Source organism: Vibrio sp. PBL-C16, from assembly GCF_034321865.1.
GTDB lineage: Bacteria > Pseudomonadota > Gammaproteobacteria > Enterobacterales > Vibrionaceae > Vibrio > Vibrio alginolyticus.
This window is the reverse complement of sequence record NZ_JAXLNY010000002.1, coordinates 843,551-859,676: the sequence shown is the minus strand read 5'-3', so window position 1 is coordinate 859,676 and position 16,126 is coordinate 843,551. Positions and strand designations below refer to the sequence as shown.

The window sequence follows — 16,126 nt, the reverse complement described above, 5'->3', positions numbered from 1 at the left end:
CAATGAGCGGGAGTTTTTATTTAAGTCGAGCGACACTCAGATCACTGTTGAGCTTGAATCATCCTGAAAGGATAAAACAATCTCGAGCACAATTTTGTCGTTATTATTCTGATTTGTTGAAAATTAACGACACAGAATTAACACAAAAACGCTCTCCTGTGGTCTGTGGGCCATCTTCAAAAACGTGCCCTAGATGGCTATCACACGTTGCACAACGAATCTCTGTACGTACCATTCCGTGACTTAGATCTTCTAAATAGCGCACCGCTTGATCGTTGATAGGCGCATCAAAACTTGGCCATCCGCAGCCAGAGTCATACTTGTTATCAGAGACAAAGAGAGGGGCATTACAACAAGTACAAGCATAAACACCAGTTTCCTTATTATGCAGTAGCTTACCGCTGAAAGGAGGCTCTGTACCTTGCTCTCGGCAAACACGGAACTCTTCATCAGACAGTTGCTCACGCCACTGTTCATCTGACTTCGTCACTTTTTTCCCGCTTTGTTCCACGACTTTCGGCTCCTTATTTACTGTTCTTGGTATTGACTTTTTTAGCAAAAAACTTGCTTCTCTTAACAGTTGTAGCACATACTTTCTCACCAGGACACCATGCGTAATTAATTTGATAAGAGCACTTATCTCACCAGTTATATTACGCCAACTGGGCTACAGAAGAATCAGTTAAAAGTTTAAAAAACGTACATTTGCAAAGAATTGTTAAAAAAAGCGTCGCTTTTTTTTGACTTTAAACAAGTTAAGTCCGATTATCACTTGCAGATGTTTACTGGATTCTGTAATTTTACTACCAGTTATCTTTAATCAGAAATTAAGTTGTGGAGCAACTATAATGACTATCAAAGTAGGTATTAACGGTTTTGGCCGTATCGGTCGTTTCGTATTCCGTGCAGCGCAAGAGCGCAACGACATCGAAGTAGTAGGTATTAACGACCTTATCGATGTAGATTACATGGCATACATGCTTAAGTATGACTCAACTCACGGCCGTTTCAACGGTACTGTTGAAGTTGAAGGCGGTAACCTAATCGTTAACGGTAAAACTGTACGTGTTACTGCAGAGCGCAACCCTGAAGACCTAAAATGGGACGAAATCGGTGTTGACGTTGTAGCTGAAGCAACTGGTCTTTTCCTAACTGACGAGACTGCACGTAAGCACATCACTGCTGGCGCGAAAAAAGTTGTACTAACTGGTCCTTCTAAAGACGCTACTCCAATGTTCGTTAACGGCGTAAACTTCGACACTTACGCTGGTCAAGACATCGTTTCTAACGCTTCTTGTACTACTAACTGTCTAGCGCCTATCGCTAAAGTTCTTAACGACAAGTTCGGTATCGAATCTGGTCTTATGACTACAGTTCACGCAACTACAGCAACTCAAAAAACTGTAGATGGTCCTTCTGCTAAAGACTGGCGCGGTGGTCGTGGTGCTTCTCAAAACATCATCCCATCTTCAACTGGTGCTGCTAAAGCTGTAGGCGTTGTACTTCCAGAAGTAAACGGCAAACTAACTGGTATGGCTTTCCGCGTACCAACTGCTAACGTTTCTGTAGTTGACCTAACTGTTAACCTAGTTAACGGTGCTTCTTACGAAGACATCTGTAAAGCGATGAAAGAAGCTTCTGAAGGCGAACTAAAAGGCGTTCTAGGCTACACTGAAGATGCAGTTGTATCTCAAGACTTCATCGGCGAAGTTTGCACTTCAGTATTCGATGCTAAAGCTGGTATCGCACTAACTGACAAATTCGTTAAAGTTGTATCTTGGTACGACAACGAAATCGGTTACTCAAACAAAGTTCTAGACCTAATCGCTCACATCTCTAAGTAATTAGAAAGTTAGCAATTAGCGAATAACTTCGTTAAAGAAAAGGCGGCTCTAGAGTCGCCTTTTTTGTATCTGGAATTTGAGAGAATGCAGGCTCGATGTTGCATTTAATGTGCGAAGCGCGTCTAAAAGCTCTCCCCCAGCGATAGGAAACTACACATGGATTTAAAAACTCTCCCAGCCCTAACGGTGCTATCTGATAACGTCACTATCGTTGAAGTTGATCAGATAAAAATCGTCCGCGTGATTCATGACAAAGCAACGGCAGGCATCTCGCTACACGGTGGTCATGTCGTGTCGTTCACGCCTGAAGGTCAAGAAGATCTGCTCTGGATGAGCGAAAAAGCTGTCTTCGATGGTAAAGCTGCTCTTCGCGGTGGTATTCCGGTTTGTTGGCCTTGGTTTGGGCGTATCGCTGCTCCAGCTCACGGCTTTGCCCGCACCGCAGAATGGGAGTTGGTTGAACATCGTGAGAACCATAACGGTGTGATTGTTGAACTTGCTCTGTTCCCGACAGAAGAAATCCACGATATTTGGCCCCATATGTTTGACGCTCGTTTGGTGATTGAAGTGGGCGATGAGCTAAAAGTGACGCTCAAAGTCATGAACATTGATGACGAGGCTTGGACCTTCTCTGGCGCATTACATACTTACCTAAACGTTGGAGACATTAAGCAAGCACAAACGACAGGCATGGGTGCCGAGTACATTGATAGCTTGAAAGCTGATGCGGTATGCCAAGGTGGTAATGTTCTACAACTAACTGACACGATTGATCGCGTTTACACGCAACCAGAAGCGAAAATTTTGGTAAAAGACCCGGTATTGGATCGTACGCTAAGCGTACACAACCAAGGCCACAACTCAGCAGTATTATGGAACCCTTGGGCAGAAGGTGCGCAAAGCATGGGTGACATGGCTGACGATGGTTATCAAACCATGTTGTGTGTGGAGTCTGCTGTTCATGCACCAAGTATTGAGCAAGGTCAAACGCTCCAACCAGGTGAGACACATGAACTTGTCACTGTCATTTCAGCGCAGTAAGAATCACCATATAAAGGCCGGGGATACCCGGCTTTTTTTGTAATAAAAGCTCTGCTTAGATGGTCCTATCTTTACTAACTTATTGGTTACTGGTCACTTTTGACGGTTTCATTAATAAATATCAAAAAAATTGATCATATAAACCGATAGCATACCGATACAAAACTCATAAATAATAAAAATATCAGGAATTAGTCTATGTTAGAGAGATACCGAAATCAAAGTGTCGGATTCCAGTTGAAACTGGTGATCACTTTGTGTCTATTCATTGCTTTCAGCAGTATTGCAGCGCTTGTTTACCGCAACGCTTCCGATGTTCTATTGGAAAGCACACTGAAAGAACACCAATCTAAAGTAGAATCAATGGCAAAAACCATTGCTGGCCAATTCGATGCTTACCTGCACACCGCTAAAGTCCTCGAATCTACTTTTCGCAATGGCTACCTTGCCGGTGTCTATGTCGAAAATTACACGGTTGACTTCATGGGACATGAAGTACCAAACATCACTCAATACAGTGAAAGCTTAATTAATGACACCAAGTTGGTCGACAGTTTCACACGTGATACCGGCGCTATAGCAACGCTATTCGCACCATTGGGTGACGACTTTATTCGGGTGTCCACCTCCCTAAAAGATCCACAAGGTCAGCGAGCGGTCGGAACCACGCTAGGCATCAACCATCCTGGTTATCAGCAACTTAAAGCAGGACAACCGTATTACGCTCAAATTAAATTGTATGGCGAGCGCTACATTACCTACTATGCCCCAATCAAAGATGCGACAGGAAAGGTAGCAGGCCTATCGTTTATTGGCTTACCAGTAGACCAAGCGACACAAACCTTATTCGATGCACTCGAAGAGATAAAATGGGGCGACACTGGTTACACCATTATCGTTGATAACGACGAAAACAATCTTGGTAAATACCTACTTCATCCAGCAAAAAGCGGCTCAGATTCGTCAATACTAGAAGTCGCCGACTACAATGGTCACAAGCCTTTTGGCCAGATTTTCGAACAATCTAGTGGATTAATTCGCTACCCTTTCGAGTACCAAGGTAACGTAGGCGAAAAGTATCTTGTCTACACAGAGGTTCCAGGTTGGAACTGGAAACTGCTAGGTGGTACGTTTATCAAAGAAGTAACAAAAGGTAGCGACACGCTTCTCACACTCATTGCCATCATTTCTTCGGTAGCGGCAATCATTACTTTTGTTGTACTGACACTTTTCTTGAATCGCAGCTTACAACCTCTCACAACTCTCAACTCATACATGACTCGCTTAGCGGGCGGCGAAGTCAGCTTGAACATTCCAGCGTCTCGTAAAGCATCAAAGAATGAAATTACGAACCTGAGCTCGGGTGTCGCCAGTATGGCAAGTCAGCTCAATGAACTCGTTGGTAAGATCCGTTCAACAAGCGACTTAGTGGAGAGCAACTCCACCAGCGTTGCCAACGATGCACATAGCAATTTGACCCAAGCCGACCGACAACAACAAGAAGTCGAGCAAGTTGTGACAGCGATTGAAGAAATGGCCTCTTCCGCTCAATCTGTCGCACAACAAGTCGAAAGCATTGCGGAAAACGTACGCTCAGCAAATACCGATAGCCAGTCTGGTCTCGCGATTGTTGAAGGCGTATGTATCGACGTTGCTCAACTTAACGATCAATTGGATCAATCAGCAACGGCTATCGAGCAAGTAAATCGCGATAGCGAGAGTATTCAAACCGTCACTAAAATGATTGATGAAATTGCTGAGCAAACCAATTTACTTGCCTTGAATGCCGCCATTGAAGCAGCACGAGCAGGTGAGCAAGGCCGTGGCTTCGCTGTTGTAGCAGATGAAGTGCGCACACTTGCGCACCGAACCCAAAGCTCAGTTCAAGATGTCGTGGAAATTATCGAGAAACTAAAAGGGTCGACTCATAATGCAGTTAATATGATGACAGACAGCCAACGCAGTGCAAACCAGGTCTTGGACAAAGCACAAGACGCGGGCACAGCATTAGAAGCCATAGCAGTACAAGTGCAGTCGATAGCCTCTCAAGCCGACGCCATTGCAGCGACTTCAGAAGAACAAGCTCAAGTTTCACAAGAAATTGCAGCAAATGCCCATTCTATCAGTGAACTTAACCGAGAAAGCCGCAACACGAGCGCAAAAACCTCACAAAGTGCCATTGAACTTCAACAACAAGCACGAAACTTGAAAGAGCAAGTCGACTTCTTCCACTAATACTTAATAAGAGCCGACCCAGTCGGCTCTTTTTGTTTCACTTGAGACCATGCTTTTTGATAGAATTTGCCGCCCTACTTTCTGTTCGAGATCGTCATGAACTATCAATGCCCTCTATGCCACCAAGCTCTAGCGTTAAATGAAAAAACGTTTAAGTGCGAAAACAATCATCAGTTTGACTTAGCAAAAGAAGGCTACGTTAACTTGATGCCAGCGCACCACAAACGTTCTAAAGATCCTGGTGACAACAAAGAGATGATGCAAGCTCGTCGTCGATTCCTTGAAGGGGATTACTACAACCCAATGCGCCAAGAAGTGGCGCAGCTGTGTGCAACATACACTGAGGGGAGCACCCATCAATTATTAGATATTGGTTGTGGTGAAGGTTACTACACAGATCAAGTACAAAAGACGATAGAAACACAAGCGAACCATGCCACGATTTATGGCTTAGACATTTCGAAAGTTGCCATTCGTTACGCGGCGAAGCGTTACACGCACTGCAATTTTAGTGTGGCTTCTAGTCACCGACTTCCCTTCGCAAATGAATCCTTAGATGCCATTTTGCGCATTTATGCCCCTTGTAAAGCTGAGGAGCTGCAGCGCGTTGTAAAAAACGAAGGCGTTGTTATCACGGTTACTCCTGCTAGTCGCCACTTATACCAACTGCGTGAGCGCATTTATCAAGAAGTTCGTCTTCACAATGAAGAACCAGAACATATTGAAGGGTTTGAATTAGAGCACCAGCAGCATCTTAACTATGTTATGGACTTGAAAAACGGAGCCGCAGTCGATTTATTGCAAATGACGCCATTCGCATGGAAAGCAACCGATGCTCTTCGTGAAGAGTTGAAATCCGCTACACTTTTCCAATGTGAGGCTGATTTTATGTTGCGTGTATATCGCAAAAAAACACTCAATTAATACGTTAAAAAAAACAACAAACGCAAATAGTTATCATTTATATTGATTCATTGCTCAGCCTCCATTAATATCATCCGGACATTTTTGGAGGCTTTTCAATGCGCTTTTCTACTTTGAGCTTGCTCTTTGCAGGCTTACTTACTGGTTGCTCTTCATATACGCACACCAACTCTCACGCAACCTCAGCGGAAGTCACTAGTTTTTACGACTACCAACTATACACCCCTTCTGGCGAGCACATCGCTCTAAGCAAACTGCCAATTGAGCTGCAACAAGCAGATGTCATTCTTATTGGTGAATGGCACACACACGCCGGCATTCATCGCTTTCAAACCGATATGCTCAAACAACTTACGTCCTACGACCGCTCACTCGCGTTATCTATGGAACAATTTACCCGCGACAAACAACCTGTTGTTGACGCTTACCTACGTGGGGAGATCGGCGAACAGTACTTAATGAAACAAGCCAACGCTTGGCCCAATTATGAAAGCGACTATCGCCCTCTCGTGGAGTCTGCTAAGCAGAAAAATCTCCCGGTCATTGCAGCAAATGCACCAAAGAGCATTGTTCGATGCATTGGTCGACAAGGGCTAGATTACATTAACAAGCTCGATGATGATCAGCGGATGTTCATTGCACAAGCCATCAACACTGGTAGTAGTCCGTACAAAGAAAAGTTCATGGCATCCATGCATCACGGTAAGCCAGAGCAGACGGAAAAACAGTTTGCAGCTCAAGTTACTTGGGATGAAACTATGGCGGAATCTATCGTTAGCTATCTAGACGACAACCCAGGCGCTCAGATTGTCCATGTTGCGGGCAAGTTTCACACCGAGCAAGGGTTGGGTACGGCAGCATCAATCTTAAGCCGCAACCCGAGCTTAAAAGTGGTTGTAATTAGCCCAACAGATAACGTGCTTTCTGATAATACAGACTATCAGTTAGAGGTTCTCGCACCACCAGTACGGTATGTACAAGATGCTCACCGCATGGCGGCATATCAACATCTAACTAAACGCAATAACGATCTTCAATGTAAGTAGCTGGTCTTCAATTTAAGTTACTACCTTGTCGTTGCGTTGCATCATCACACCGCTCCGAGTTCATAGAGTGACAACGGTCTGCTTCCTGCTGGTCTATTTTTTGCTAAAGATCACCAATAGAAACTAGAAGCGGCAAAAGCAGACCTGTTTTTATCCAAATAGCTTCAGAAATAAACTTTGCCGCCGATAAAAATATAACTGCTTTTTACCCGCACTCAGTGACCGAGTGTCGATGTTCCAAGGAGTATTCGATGAATCCAGTAGGAAGCACTTCTGTTAATAGCTATGCCAAACAATCTGTCGCCTCTAAACAAGCAAGTATTGCACAAGAAGAAACTAGTGCTTCGCCGCTGAAAGTCGAACACAATAAGGTGACGCTTTCGACCGAAGGCAAAGCGCTACTTGCCGCTCTGCAACAAATCGAGCACGACAGCAAGAAAATAGAAGCAGAAGATAAATCTGTTGGTGAAAAGGTCGAATCTTTCACGCATGGTGCGCTTGGCATGGATCACCCCGATAAAATCGAGAAAGAAGAGGATGGCTCATATTCTGCGGGTCAATACCTTTCTGCGGCACTTACCGTTGGTGGCATCATACTGGCATTAGTCTGATAACCAGTCTGATAATCGTCACGACAACAAATCCTATTTGAACCAAACACTTACTGCAGCCCATAATTTAATAAGCCAAAGAACGATATGATGCAAACGTAAGTGAATTCGACCGCTCTTGTGGCCCGATAATACATGCTCGTTTATTGCTCCCTAAACTAGGTTTCTTGTGAAGGCACTGAATGGATAACTTTAGTCCATGCTTTCAACTCCTAAGCGTAATCCAAGCCCACGTTTGTGGGCTTTCTTCTTTCCAAACTAACGAACGTTAGAGAGCGACTCATTTTTTCTGCAAAACCAAACAAAAACGACAATTTGGTTAAACTTTTATTACCGACACAAAACCTTCATAAATCATTGCTTTAATGCCTGCGCTTTCAATAAACAAGGAAAATATAATGAAGCGCTTAGTATCTCCAATCGTTACGGCAGTGGCTGCATCTACCCTCTCTTTCAACGCACTCTCAGCTGAAATCAAAAACGTCATTTTGATGATCGGCGACGGCATGGGTCCTCAACAAGTTGGTTTACTCGAGACCTACGCAAAACACGCACCTAACTCGGTTTACAAAGGCGAAAGCACAGCGTTATACAAACTCGCTCAAGAAGGTGTGATTGGATCATCACTGACCAATCCAGAAGACGCAATTGTCGTCGACTCTGCGTGCTCAGCTACGATGCTAGCGACAGGAATCCCTACCGCTTCTGAAGTCATTGGCATTGATAGCCAAGGCAACCATGTCGAAACTATTTTGGAAAAAGCCAAAAGTAAAGGTAAAGCAACTGGGCTCGTCTCTGATACGCGTATGACCCACGCAACGCCAGCAGCATTTGCCGCTCATCAACCACATCGCTCCCTAGAAAACAGTATTGCGGCGGATATGCTCGAAACAGGCGTAGACGTGATGATGTCTGGGGGACTTCGTCATTGGATTCCAAAGTCGACAAACGACAAGGGAGAGACATACGAGCAACTTGAAAAGCTCACTGAAGGTAATGTCTACCTAAAGTCGAAACGTAAAGATGAGCGCAACTTGCTTACTGAGGCGCAAGACCAAGGTTACAACCTGGCTTTCAGCCGCGATATGCTCACACAAGCTAAAGGTGACAAATTACTTGGGCTTTTTGCTTACTCGGGCATGAACGATGGTATTGCCTACAGTCAAAGCAAAAACGATCCAAAACGCACGCAGCCATCGCTGAAAGAAATGACCACCAAAGCAATCGACATTCTTTCAAAAGACAAAGACGGTTTTTTCTTGATGGTTGAAGGCGGCCAAATTGACTGGGCTGGCCACAGTAACGATGCAGGTACGATGCTGCATGAAATGCTTAAATTCGATGAAGCGGTAAACTCAGTTTATGAGTGGGCAAAAGGCCGTGATGACACCCTGATCATTGTTACTGCTGACCACGAAACCGGCTCTTTTGGCTTTAGCTACTCATCAGCAAACTTGCCTAAACCACAAAAACGCGACGGCGAAGCATTCAAAAATCAGGATTACGCGCCAAACTTCAACTTTGGTCAGTTCGAGATCCTCGATGGTTTATACAACCAAAAGAAAAGTTACTACGGCATGATCAGTGAATTCCAAGCGCTTGATAAGAAAGAGCAAACTCCAGAGAAGTTTGCGGAAGTCGTGAACGCAAATAGCGATTTTTCGATTACGCCTGAGCAAGCAGAACGCGTATTAGCAAGTAAACCAAATCCATACCGACTCGCTGGACACAAATACTTAAGCGAAGAGAACGTACCGACAATCAATGACTTTGATGCTTTCTTTCCTTACAACGACCGTGGCAACTTGCTAGCGCGTGAGCATGCAACAAAGCAAAACACAGTATGGGGGACGGGTACTCATACGCATACTCCTGTCAACGTATTTGCTTGGGGACCTGCAGAAACTATCCTGCCGGTATCAAAAATCATGCACCACTCGCAACTAGGCGAGTACTTGAAACAACAAATTAAATAATCAACTTGCACTTACTTCACAACTCGTGATGTTTCAACGCTCTCGCAAGGGAGCGTTTTTTTATGCATGAAAACAGTTGACGTTTTAAATCGTACACCACAATAATTATGGGTCTTTAATTATATGAATAAAGAAAATGTGCGAAATCTTTGCTAAGCAACCCCAAGACAACTATCAGTTCATCACCCGCTCTATCCGTATTGATGGTCACGCGACCAGTGTAAAACTTGAAGCGAGCTTTTGGACAATTCTTGAGGAAATCGCTAGTGCTCAAAACATGACGGTTCCTAAATTCATAAGCACTGTTTATCAAGAAGCACTCGAATACAATGGTGAAGTGAACAACTTTGCCTCCTTACTTCGATGCGCTTGCCTCACTTACGCCCGCCAACCTCAAGAGACCACTCGTCAAGCACTTGCGCAACTTAACAGTTAATAGCAACCAACCGACCAATAACCATCCTAGGCTATGCATCCGTATTATAAACCCTTGAGCATCTTCTAATTTGTCGTACTAGAGTACTACCCAGACTCCTTTTGAAATCGCTAACCTGTGCGGACTATCAAGGAGTACCTATGACAAAAATGATTCACACCATGATCCGAGTAAGTGATCTGGACCGCTCTCTACAATTTTACTGTGACGTACTTGAACTAGAAGTCGCTGATCAATACATCTTTGATGGCTTTTCTCTAAACTATCTAGCCAACCAAGAAACTGGCTTTGAATTGGAACTGACGCACAATCACGACCAAAGTGAGCCCTACACTCACGGCTCAGGTTACGGCCACCTTGCCGTCAGCGTGGAGGACATTGAACAAGCCCACAAACGCATTAAATCTCTCGGCATTGAAACTGGTGACATCAAAGCCTTTGACCATCAACAAAAGCATTTAGCAACGTTCTTTTTTGTAACCGACCCTGATGGTTACAAAATTGAGTTCCTGCAACGCCAAGGGCGTTACCTATAACAAAAAGAGTAAACATTATGATTCACTTGACGGCTACCTTTCATGCACAACCGGGAAAAGAACAAGAGTTGAAAGAGGTACTTACCCGAGCGCTTGAACCTACTCGCAATGAAGAAGGTTGTGTTCGTTATCAATTGTTCCAAGATAAAGACAATGCATGCCACTTCGTTTTTCAGGAGCAATTTAAAGACCAACAAGCATTTGAGCTTCATGGTAAAACAGAACACTTTGCTCTTTTGATTAGCCAGATCGACAACTTGTTAGAATGCGAGCCGAAACTGGTGTTCTTTAACGAACTGTAACTATAGCGCTAACCGAAGATCAAAAAAGGCACTCTATCTAGAGTGCCTTTCACTAGTTGGGATCTGTGATTAAGCGTCTTGCTTCTCCACCATATGCAAATGCACATCTTGTTGTGGGAAAGGAATCGAAATACCTTCTCGGTCGAAGCGTAGTTTCACTTCTTTAGTCACATCCCAGTATACATCCCAGTAATCATCCGTTTTTACCCAAGGGCGCACAATAAAATCTACAGAAGACGTATTTAATGTATGAACTTTGATCATTGGCTCTGGAGTGCGAAGTACCGACGGGTGAGAGGTAATGATATCAGACAATACTGACTCCGCTTTTAAGAGGTCATCCGCATAGCCAATGCCAAACACCATATCCACGCGGCGAATGCGTTCATGCGTGACGTTCTTAATAACATCTCCCCAGATTTTGCTGTTAGGAACAATAATAATTTGGTTATCAAACGTACGGATTGTGGTGTTCACCAAACTCATATGGCTTACCTTGCCATCCACACCGCCAGCATACACAAAATCACCAACATCAAATGGGCGATAAATAAGCAGCATCATACCCGCCGCGAAGTTGGATAACGTGTCTTGCAACGCGAAACCAATAATCACACCAGCAATACCGAAACCGGTTAGGATTGGCGCTAGGTTCAAACCAAGCTGAGATAAGCCCACCATGATACCGATCACCCACACGAATTTGCCGGACATCGAGATAAAGAAGTCCTGCATCAAGTGGGAAAGTTTTAAGTTTTTCGATGCAACTGCTTTACGGACGACTTTGCGAGTTAACTTAGCCAGTCCGCGAGCGATCAATAAAATCAGCGCAAAAACAAACAACTGGAAGATATGCTGCGGTGCATTCTCGGCAAACCAATCCAGTGCCGAGTTGGACCAGTGACTCAGTATTGACCACACAACTTTGGTATTCAGTAAATCATGGGTGATATTACCCGTCACTTCAAAAATTTGGCGTTTGTATTCAGACGTTTCTAAACCGACTTTATCACCAATTGAAATCAGGTTGCGTAAGCTTTCTGTCGCAATATTTAGCCTTTGTTTAGTAATGAGCTGACTAAGTTGCAACGACGCTTTTTCCGACTCTGGGCTAGACGAAAGTTGGGAGCCAATGATCTCACTTTGCTGACTCAAGTACTCAATTGAAGCAGACAGTAAGCGCATACGTTTATCAATTTTATCTTTTAGTTCCGCTTCCGCGCGCTCGTTTTGGGCCCCTAGCTCCTTCAGCCAAGCGAGATTTTGCCAGCTCGAATCGAAGCTAACATCAAGATAACGCTGTAGCTCTCGATAATCATTAACAAGAGCAAGCTTCTCTTCATCCTTAGCCTTATTTAAATCCTCGACGACTTTCTTTATTTTTTCCGATAGATAGTTCGTCGCATCCTCAGAGTATTGTTCTTGTTTTTTAACTAGCAAGATCAGCTTGTCGCGAGAGATAGTTTCACGTTCAATCGCTGACGCTAACTGGCTTCTTAATTCTTCATTCTTTTGGAATAGTTGCAGTTGAAGGGCATCACGCTCGTCGCCACTCGCTTGCGAGAGGCTTTGGGATAAATCCACAATCTCTCGGTTCAAGTTGTCAATCGAGATTTCGGCAGCAGAAGGCTCTTGGATATCGTCAGTAGCAGTCGCATGAACAGCCATTGGGGAGAACATAATGACGGCAAGTGCGAATAATGTCACCCAAGATGTCAGGCGCAGTTTCTGGGGGAAATGAAACGTCATGTTTACCTCATAGGGAACAATCCTGATCAAAACGATCAGGAATAGAAGTGTAAAGCGTTGAAATCATACTCCTAAGTTTACAACACTAAATAATAAACTGAGCAGCATTTCGTTAGCGAGACGTCAAAGTTGGGAGCCCCAATAGCAAACAAGCCTTTCATTTAATCAATGAAAGGCTTGTTTTTATTCGACTAAGGACGGTTGGGATGATTTAAAATATGGTCTTCCCAATCCACCACATCAATCTCGTAAACAACTTTGTTACGGACACTTTCCCCAGCCGCATGCATTGCGGACTTAGAGCCTGTAATCAACGGATGCCATTCTGGTAAAGGCTGCTTTTCAGCCAACAGACGGTAAGCGCACGTGTGTGGCAGCCAAGTAAAATCGTCGATGTCTTCTCGGGTCAGCTTGGTGCACTCTTCACCCGAAGTGAAACGGTTTGGGTAATCCTTACATGAACACGTTTTACTGTTCAGCCAGCTACAAGCCACATTGGTATAGTAGATTTCATCGGTATCTTCATCCATCAGCTTATGCAAACAACATTTGCCACAACCATCACAGAGAGATTCCCATTCCTCTTCTGTCATCTGCTCTAACGATTTACTTTGCCAAAATGGAGTGCTCATACTTCAGGTCTCACCAAGGGAATTTAGGGGGCGATTTATACTCTTCTCAACGCAAAAGTTCAAGTTTTGAGAAGATCTTGCATCCTTCCCACATAACGGTGGAGATATTCAACTAATTTCGTTTTACTGTTCTATCCTTAAACAAGTTTCCATTACTCAATTGATCAAGAAGGCATTAAGGAGTTTTCATGGGTATTATTTCTTGGATTATTTTGGGCTTAATCGCCGGCGCACTTGCTAAATGGCTCATGCCAGGAAAAGATGGGGGCGGTTGGATTGCAACAATGTTACTTGGTATTGCAGGGGCATTTGTAGGTGGCTTCCTTGGCGGCATTCTCGGTTTCGGCGGAGCAACTGGCGTCAACATTGGTAGTATCATTACCGCAACACTAGGCGCATTTATTCTGTTGTTTGTTTATAACCGTTTCTTAAAATAATCACGATGATTTAAAAGCAAAAAACCAAAAAGGGAGCGTAATGTTAAGCGCGCCCTTTTGTTTTTTTCTTTATTCACTCTTCCAATCCACGTCAAAATGACCATAATTGCCCCCTTAATTTTTTAAGAGGTTTACATTATGGATTGTCGATTAGGATGTGGAGCGTGCTGTATTGCGCCAAGTATCTCTTCACCAATACCTGGAATGCCCAAGGGCAAACCTGCAGGTGTTCGTTGTGTGCAACTCAACGACGACAATTTGTGCAAGCTATTTGGTAAGCCTGAACGCCCTAAAGTCTGTCACGATTTTAAACCGTGTCCGATTGTATGCGGCAACACCAATCAAGAAGCACTCGACAACATCACTGAATTAGAACAATTGACGTAATGCGACTCTAGACCACACGTTTAAAGTTAGTACCTCGGTTGTTTCTCTCCGAGGCAGTAATCAAAGCAAACTCAAGATTTAGCACTCCCCCCCCTCAGCCTTTTATCTCACCCTTGAGAACTCTTGCCACATAGCGTTCCATTTGCGGTTTTTGCGCGATCTCCCTCACAATTTATTGACAATTCTCGACTATGTTCAGCGGGTCATTTAATTAAAGATCAGGAAAGAACATGAATAAGTATTTGGCTGAGGCTTTTGGCACGTTCTGGCTAGTGTTAGGCGGCTGTGGTAGCGCGGTGTTGGCTGCGAGTTTCCCTGAAGTGGGTATTGGTCTGTTGGGCGTTTCTTTGGCATTCGGTTTAACCGTTCTGACGATGGCATTTGCTATCGGTCATATTTCAGGTTGTCACTTGAACCCTGCAGTGACAGTTGGCCTTTGGACTGGCGGTCGTTTTGAGACAAAAGACGTTGCTCCCTACATCATCTCACAGGTGATCGGCGGGCTTATCGCAGGTGGCGTGCTTTACGTTATTGCATCTGGACAAGCAGGATTCGATGTTGTGGGTTCTGGCTTTGCCGCCAATGGTTATGGGGAACACTCTCCAGGCCAATACTCGATGATCGCTGCACTTGTGACTGAAGCTGTCATGACGATGATGTTCCTGATTGTCATTATGGGTGCAACAGACAAACGTGCGCCACAAGGCTTTGCACCTATCGCAATTGGCCTGTGTTTGACTCTCATTCACCTGATCAGCATTCCTGTCACCAATACGTCAGTAAACCCTGCTCGTAGCACGGCAGTCGCAGTATATGTGGGTGACTGGGCGGTTTCTCAGCTATGGCTGTTCTGGGTTGCGCCTATTGTGGGTGGCGTGCTTGGTGCGGTTATCTACAAAAACCTTCTTGGTGAAGAATCGAACGATTAATCGTTCCCAACTCCCAAGATCAAAAAAGCCGCTGAGTTCAGCGGCTTTTTATTAAATTCTGTGTCGACCTAATAGCGAATGTGACAACGTCGTGCCATCAACAAGCTCTAGCTCCCCACCGACAGGCACACCATGCGCGATGCGGCTGGCATCAACTTGGTGCTCTTTACATAGCTCTGCGATGTAATGGGCAGTGGCTTCACCTTCAACTGTTGGGTTTGTCGCCAAAATCACTTCGGTAATATCACCGCGACGTAAGCGGTAATCAAGGACATCTAATCCAATATCACTTGGACCAATACCATCTAATGGCGACAAATGCCCCATAAGAACAAAGTACCGACCAGAATATTGGCCTGTTGCTTCAACGGCTGCGATGTCTGCCGGGCTTTCTACCACACAAATTTGACCATTTTCTTGGCGTTTTGGGTTGGTACAAATGTGACAGACTTCTTCTTCGGTGAAGGTTCGACACTCAGTACAATGACCTATTTCTGTCATTGCCTGACTAAGCGCATCTGCAAGCTGCAAACCGCCTTTTCTATCGCGCTGTAACAAATGAAAGGCCATACGCTGCGCTGACTTGGGGCCAACCCCAGGTAGACAACGTAAGGCCTCCATCAATTGCTCCAGCATATGACTGGTACGCATTAAAAGTCCGCTTAATTAAATATCAGCAGATTAGAATGGCATTTTCATGCCTGGTGGTAGTTGCATACCGCCAGTTACAGAAGCCATTTTCTCTTTTTGAGTTTCTTCAACACGACGGGCTGCATCGTTGAACGCCGCAGCGATCAGATCTTCAAGCATTTCTTTGTCGTCTTCCATCAAACTTTCATCGATGTCAACACGACGTACGCTGTGACTACCAGTGATAGTAACTTTAACTAGGCCAGCACCAGACTCGCCAGTTACTTCCATATTCGCGATTTCTTCTTGAAGCTTTTGCATGCGATCTTGCATTTGCTGGGCTTGCTTCATTAGGTTGCCCATACCGCCTTTACCAAACATGTTTATCTCTCTGGTTTAATGAGGTGTTGC

18 protein-coding genes are annotated in these 16,126 nt (G+C 44.5%); 13 read left to right on the top strand and 5 right to left on the bottom strand.

Translation table 11 applies throughout. The annotated features are described in order from the left end of the window. Nucleotides 1-103: 103 nt before the first annotated feature. Nucleotides 104-511: a peptide-methionine (R)-S-oxide reductase MsrB gene (gene msrB / locus UQW94_RS12280; RefSeq protein WP_005380698.1), complete on the bottom strand. Its 408-nt coding sequence runs from the start codon at nucleotides 509-511 to the stop codon at nucleotides 104-106. Nucleotides 512-848: 337 nt separating this feature from the next. Between msrB and gap the strand changes: the two genes are divergently transcribed. The 10 genes from gap to UQW94_RS12230 all read left to right on the top strand — a co-directional run bounded on the left by gap (nucleotide 849) and on the right by UQW94_RS12230 (nucleotide 10,951). Next, the gene (gap, locus tag UQW94_RS12275; RefSeq protein WP_005380697.1) at nucleotides 849-1,844 is read left to right on the top strand and encodes a type I glyceraldehyde-3-phosphate dehydrogenase; all 996 of its coding nucleotides are present in this window, start codon (nucleotides 849-851) and stop codon (nucleotides 1,842-1,844) included. 156 nt (nucleotides 1,845-2,000) lie between these two features. After that, the gene (locus tag UQW94_RS12270) at nucleotides 2,001-2,885 is read left to right on the top strand and encodes a D-hexose-6-phosphate mutarotase (protein WP_322142252.1); all 885 of its coding nucleotides are present in this window, start codon (nucleotides 2,001-2,003) and stop codon (nucleotides 2,883-2,885) included. A 198-nt stretch (nucleotides 2,886-3,083) separates the two neighbouring features. Further along, nucleotides 3,084-5,120: a methyl-accepting chemotaxis protein gene (locus UQW94_RS12265; RefSeq protein ID WP_025767192.1), complete on the top strand. Its 2,037-nt coding sequence runs from the start codon at nucleotides 3,084-3,086 to the stop codon at nucleotides 5,118-5,120. Between the two features lie 96 nt (nucleotides 5,121-5,216). After that, nucleotides 5,217-6,044, top strand: a complete 828-nt coding sequence (gene rlmA, locus UQW94_RS12260; protein WP_213871947.1) for a 23S rRNA (guanine(745)-N(1))-methyltransferase — start codon at nucleotides 5,217-5,219, stop codon at nucleotides 6,042-6,044. 98 nt (nucleotides 6,045-6,142) lie between these two features. Next, a complete protein-coding gene (locus UQW94_RS12255; RefSeq protein WP_322142251.1) occupies nucleotides 6,143-7,090 on the top strand; it encodes a ChaN family lipoprotein in 948 nt (315 codons plus the stop codon). Between the two features lie 251 nt (nucleotides 7,091-7,341). Further along, the gene (locus UQW94_RS12250; protein ID WP_005380688.1) at nucleotides 7,342-7,701 is read left to right on the top strand and encodes a hypothetical protein; all 360 of its coding nucleotides are present in this window, start codon (nucleotides 7,342-7,344) and stop codon (nucleotides 7,699-7,701) included. A gap of 398 nt (nucleotides 7,702-8,099) precedes the next feature. Beyond that, nucleotides 8,100-9,677 (top strand): alkaline phosphatase, encoded by a 1,578-nt coding sequence (locus UQW94_RS12245; protein WP_025767190.1) that lies wholly within the window; start codon nucleotides 8,100-8,102, stop codon nucleotides 9,675-9,677. Between the two features lie 136 nt (nucleotides 9,678-9,813). Continuing rightward, nucleotides 9,814-10,113: a ribbon-helix-helix domain-containing protein gene (locus tag UQW94_RS12240; RefSeq protein ID WP_005384938.1), complete on the top strand. Its 300-nt coding sequence runs from the start codon at nucleotides 9,814-9,816 to the stop codon at nucleotides 10,111-10,113. 140 nt (nucleotides 10,114-10,253) lie between these two features. After that, the gene (locus tag UQW94_RS12235; RefSeq protein ID WP_322142250.1) at nucleotides 10,254-10,649 is read left to right on the top strand and encodes a VOC family protein; all 396 of its coding nucleotides are present in this window, start codon (nucleotides 10,254-10,256) and stop codon (nucleotides 10,647-10,649) included. A gap of 17 nt (nucleotides 10,650-10,666) precedes the next feature. Then, a complete protein-coding gene (locus tag UQW94_RS12230) occupies nucleotides 10,667-10,951 on the top strand; it encodes a putative quinol monooxygenase (protein ID WP_025767189.1) in 285 nt (94 codons plus the stop codon). Nucleotides 10,952-11,020: 69 nt separating this feature from the next. Here the strand turns inward: UQW94_RS12230 and UQW94_RS12225 are convergent, their stop codons facing one another. Next, complete coding sequence (locus UQW94_RS12225) at nucleotides 11,021-12,700, bottom strand: mechanosensitive ion channel family protein (RefSeq protein ID WP_005380681.1); 1,680 nt, start codon at nucleotides 12,698-12,700, stop codon at nucleotides 11,021-11,023. Between the two features lie 191 nt (nucleotides 12,701-12,891). Then, complete coding sequence (locus UQW94_RS12220) at nucleotides 12,892-13,332, bottom strand: YcgN family cysteine cluster protein (RefSeq protein WP_005384948.1); 441 nt, start codon at nucleotides 13,330-13,332, stop codon at nucleotides 12,892-12,894. 188 nt (nucleotides 13,333-13,520) lie between these two features. Between UQW94_RS12220 and UQW94_RS12215 the strand changes: the two genes are divergently transcribed. The 3 genes from UQW94_RS12215 to aqpZ all read left to right on the top strand — a co-directional run bounded on the left by UQW94_RS12215 (nucleotide 13,521) and on the right by aqpZ (nucleotide 15,085). Further along, nucleotides 13,521-13,769, top strand: coding sequence for a GlsB/YeaQ/YmgE family stress response membrane protein (locus tag UQW94_RS12215; RefSeq protein ID WP_005380625.1), 249 nt, complete (start codon nucleotides 13,521-13,523; stop codon nucleotides 13,767-13,769). 138 nt (nucleotides 13,770-13,907) lie between these two features. Continuing rightward, nucleotides 13,908-14,156: a YkgJ family cysteine cluster protein gene (locus UQW94_RS12210; RefSeq protein WP_017820793.1), complete on the top strand. Its 249-nt coding sequence runs from the start codon at nucleotides 13,908-13,910 to the stop codon at nucleotides 14,154-14,156. 230 nt (nucleotides 14,157-14,386) lie between these two features. After that, a complete protein-coding gene (gene aqpZ, locus UQW94_RS12205; RefSeq protein WP_238855503.1) occupies nucleotides 14,387-15,085 on the top strand; it encodes an aquaporin Z in 699 nt (232 codons plus the stop codon). Between the two features lie 51 nt (nucleotides 15,086-15,136). On the opposite strand, the gene recR is transcribed toward aqpZ, so the two are convergent. Both recR and UQW94_RS12195 read right to left on the bottom strand, forming a co-directional pair. Continuing rightward, on the bottom strand, nucleotides 15,137-15,736 hold the full coding sequence (gene recR, locus UQW94_RS12200) for a recombination mediator RecR (RefSeq protein ID WP_005380619.1): 600 nt from the start codon (nucleotides 15,734-15,736) through the stop codon (nucleotides 15,137-15,139). A 30-nt stretch (nucleotides 15,737-15,766) separates the two neighbouring features. Then, entirely contained in the window at nucleotides 15,767-16,096 is a 330-nt protein-coding gene (locus tag UQW94_RS12195; RefSeq protein WP_005380618.1) for a YbaB/EbfC family nucleoid-associated protein, read from the bottom strand. Between the last annotated feature and the right edge of the window lie 30 nt (nucleotides 16,097-16,126).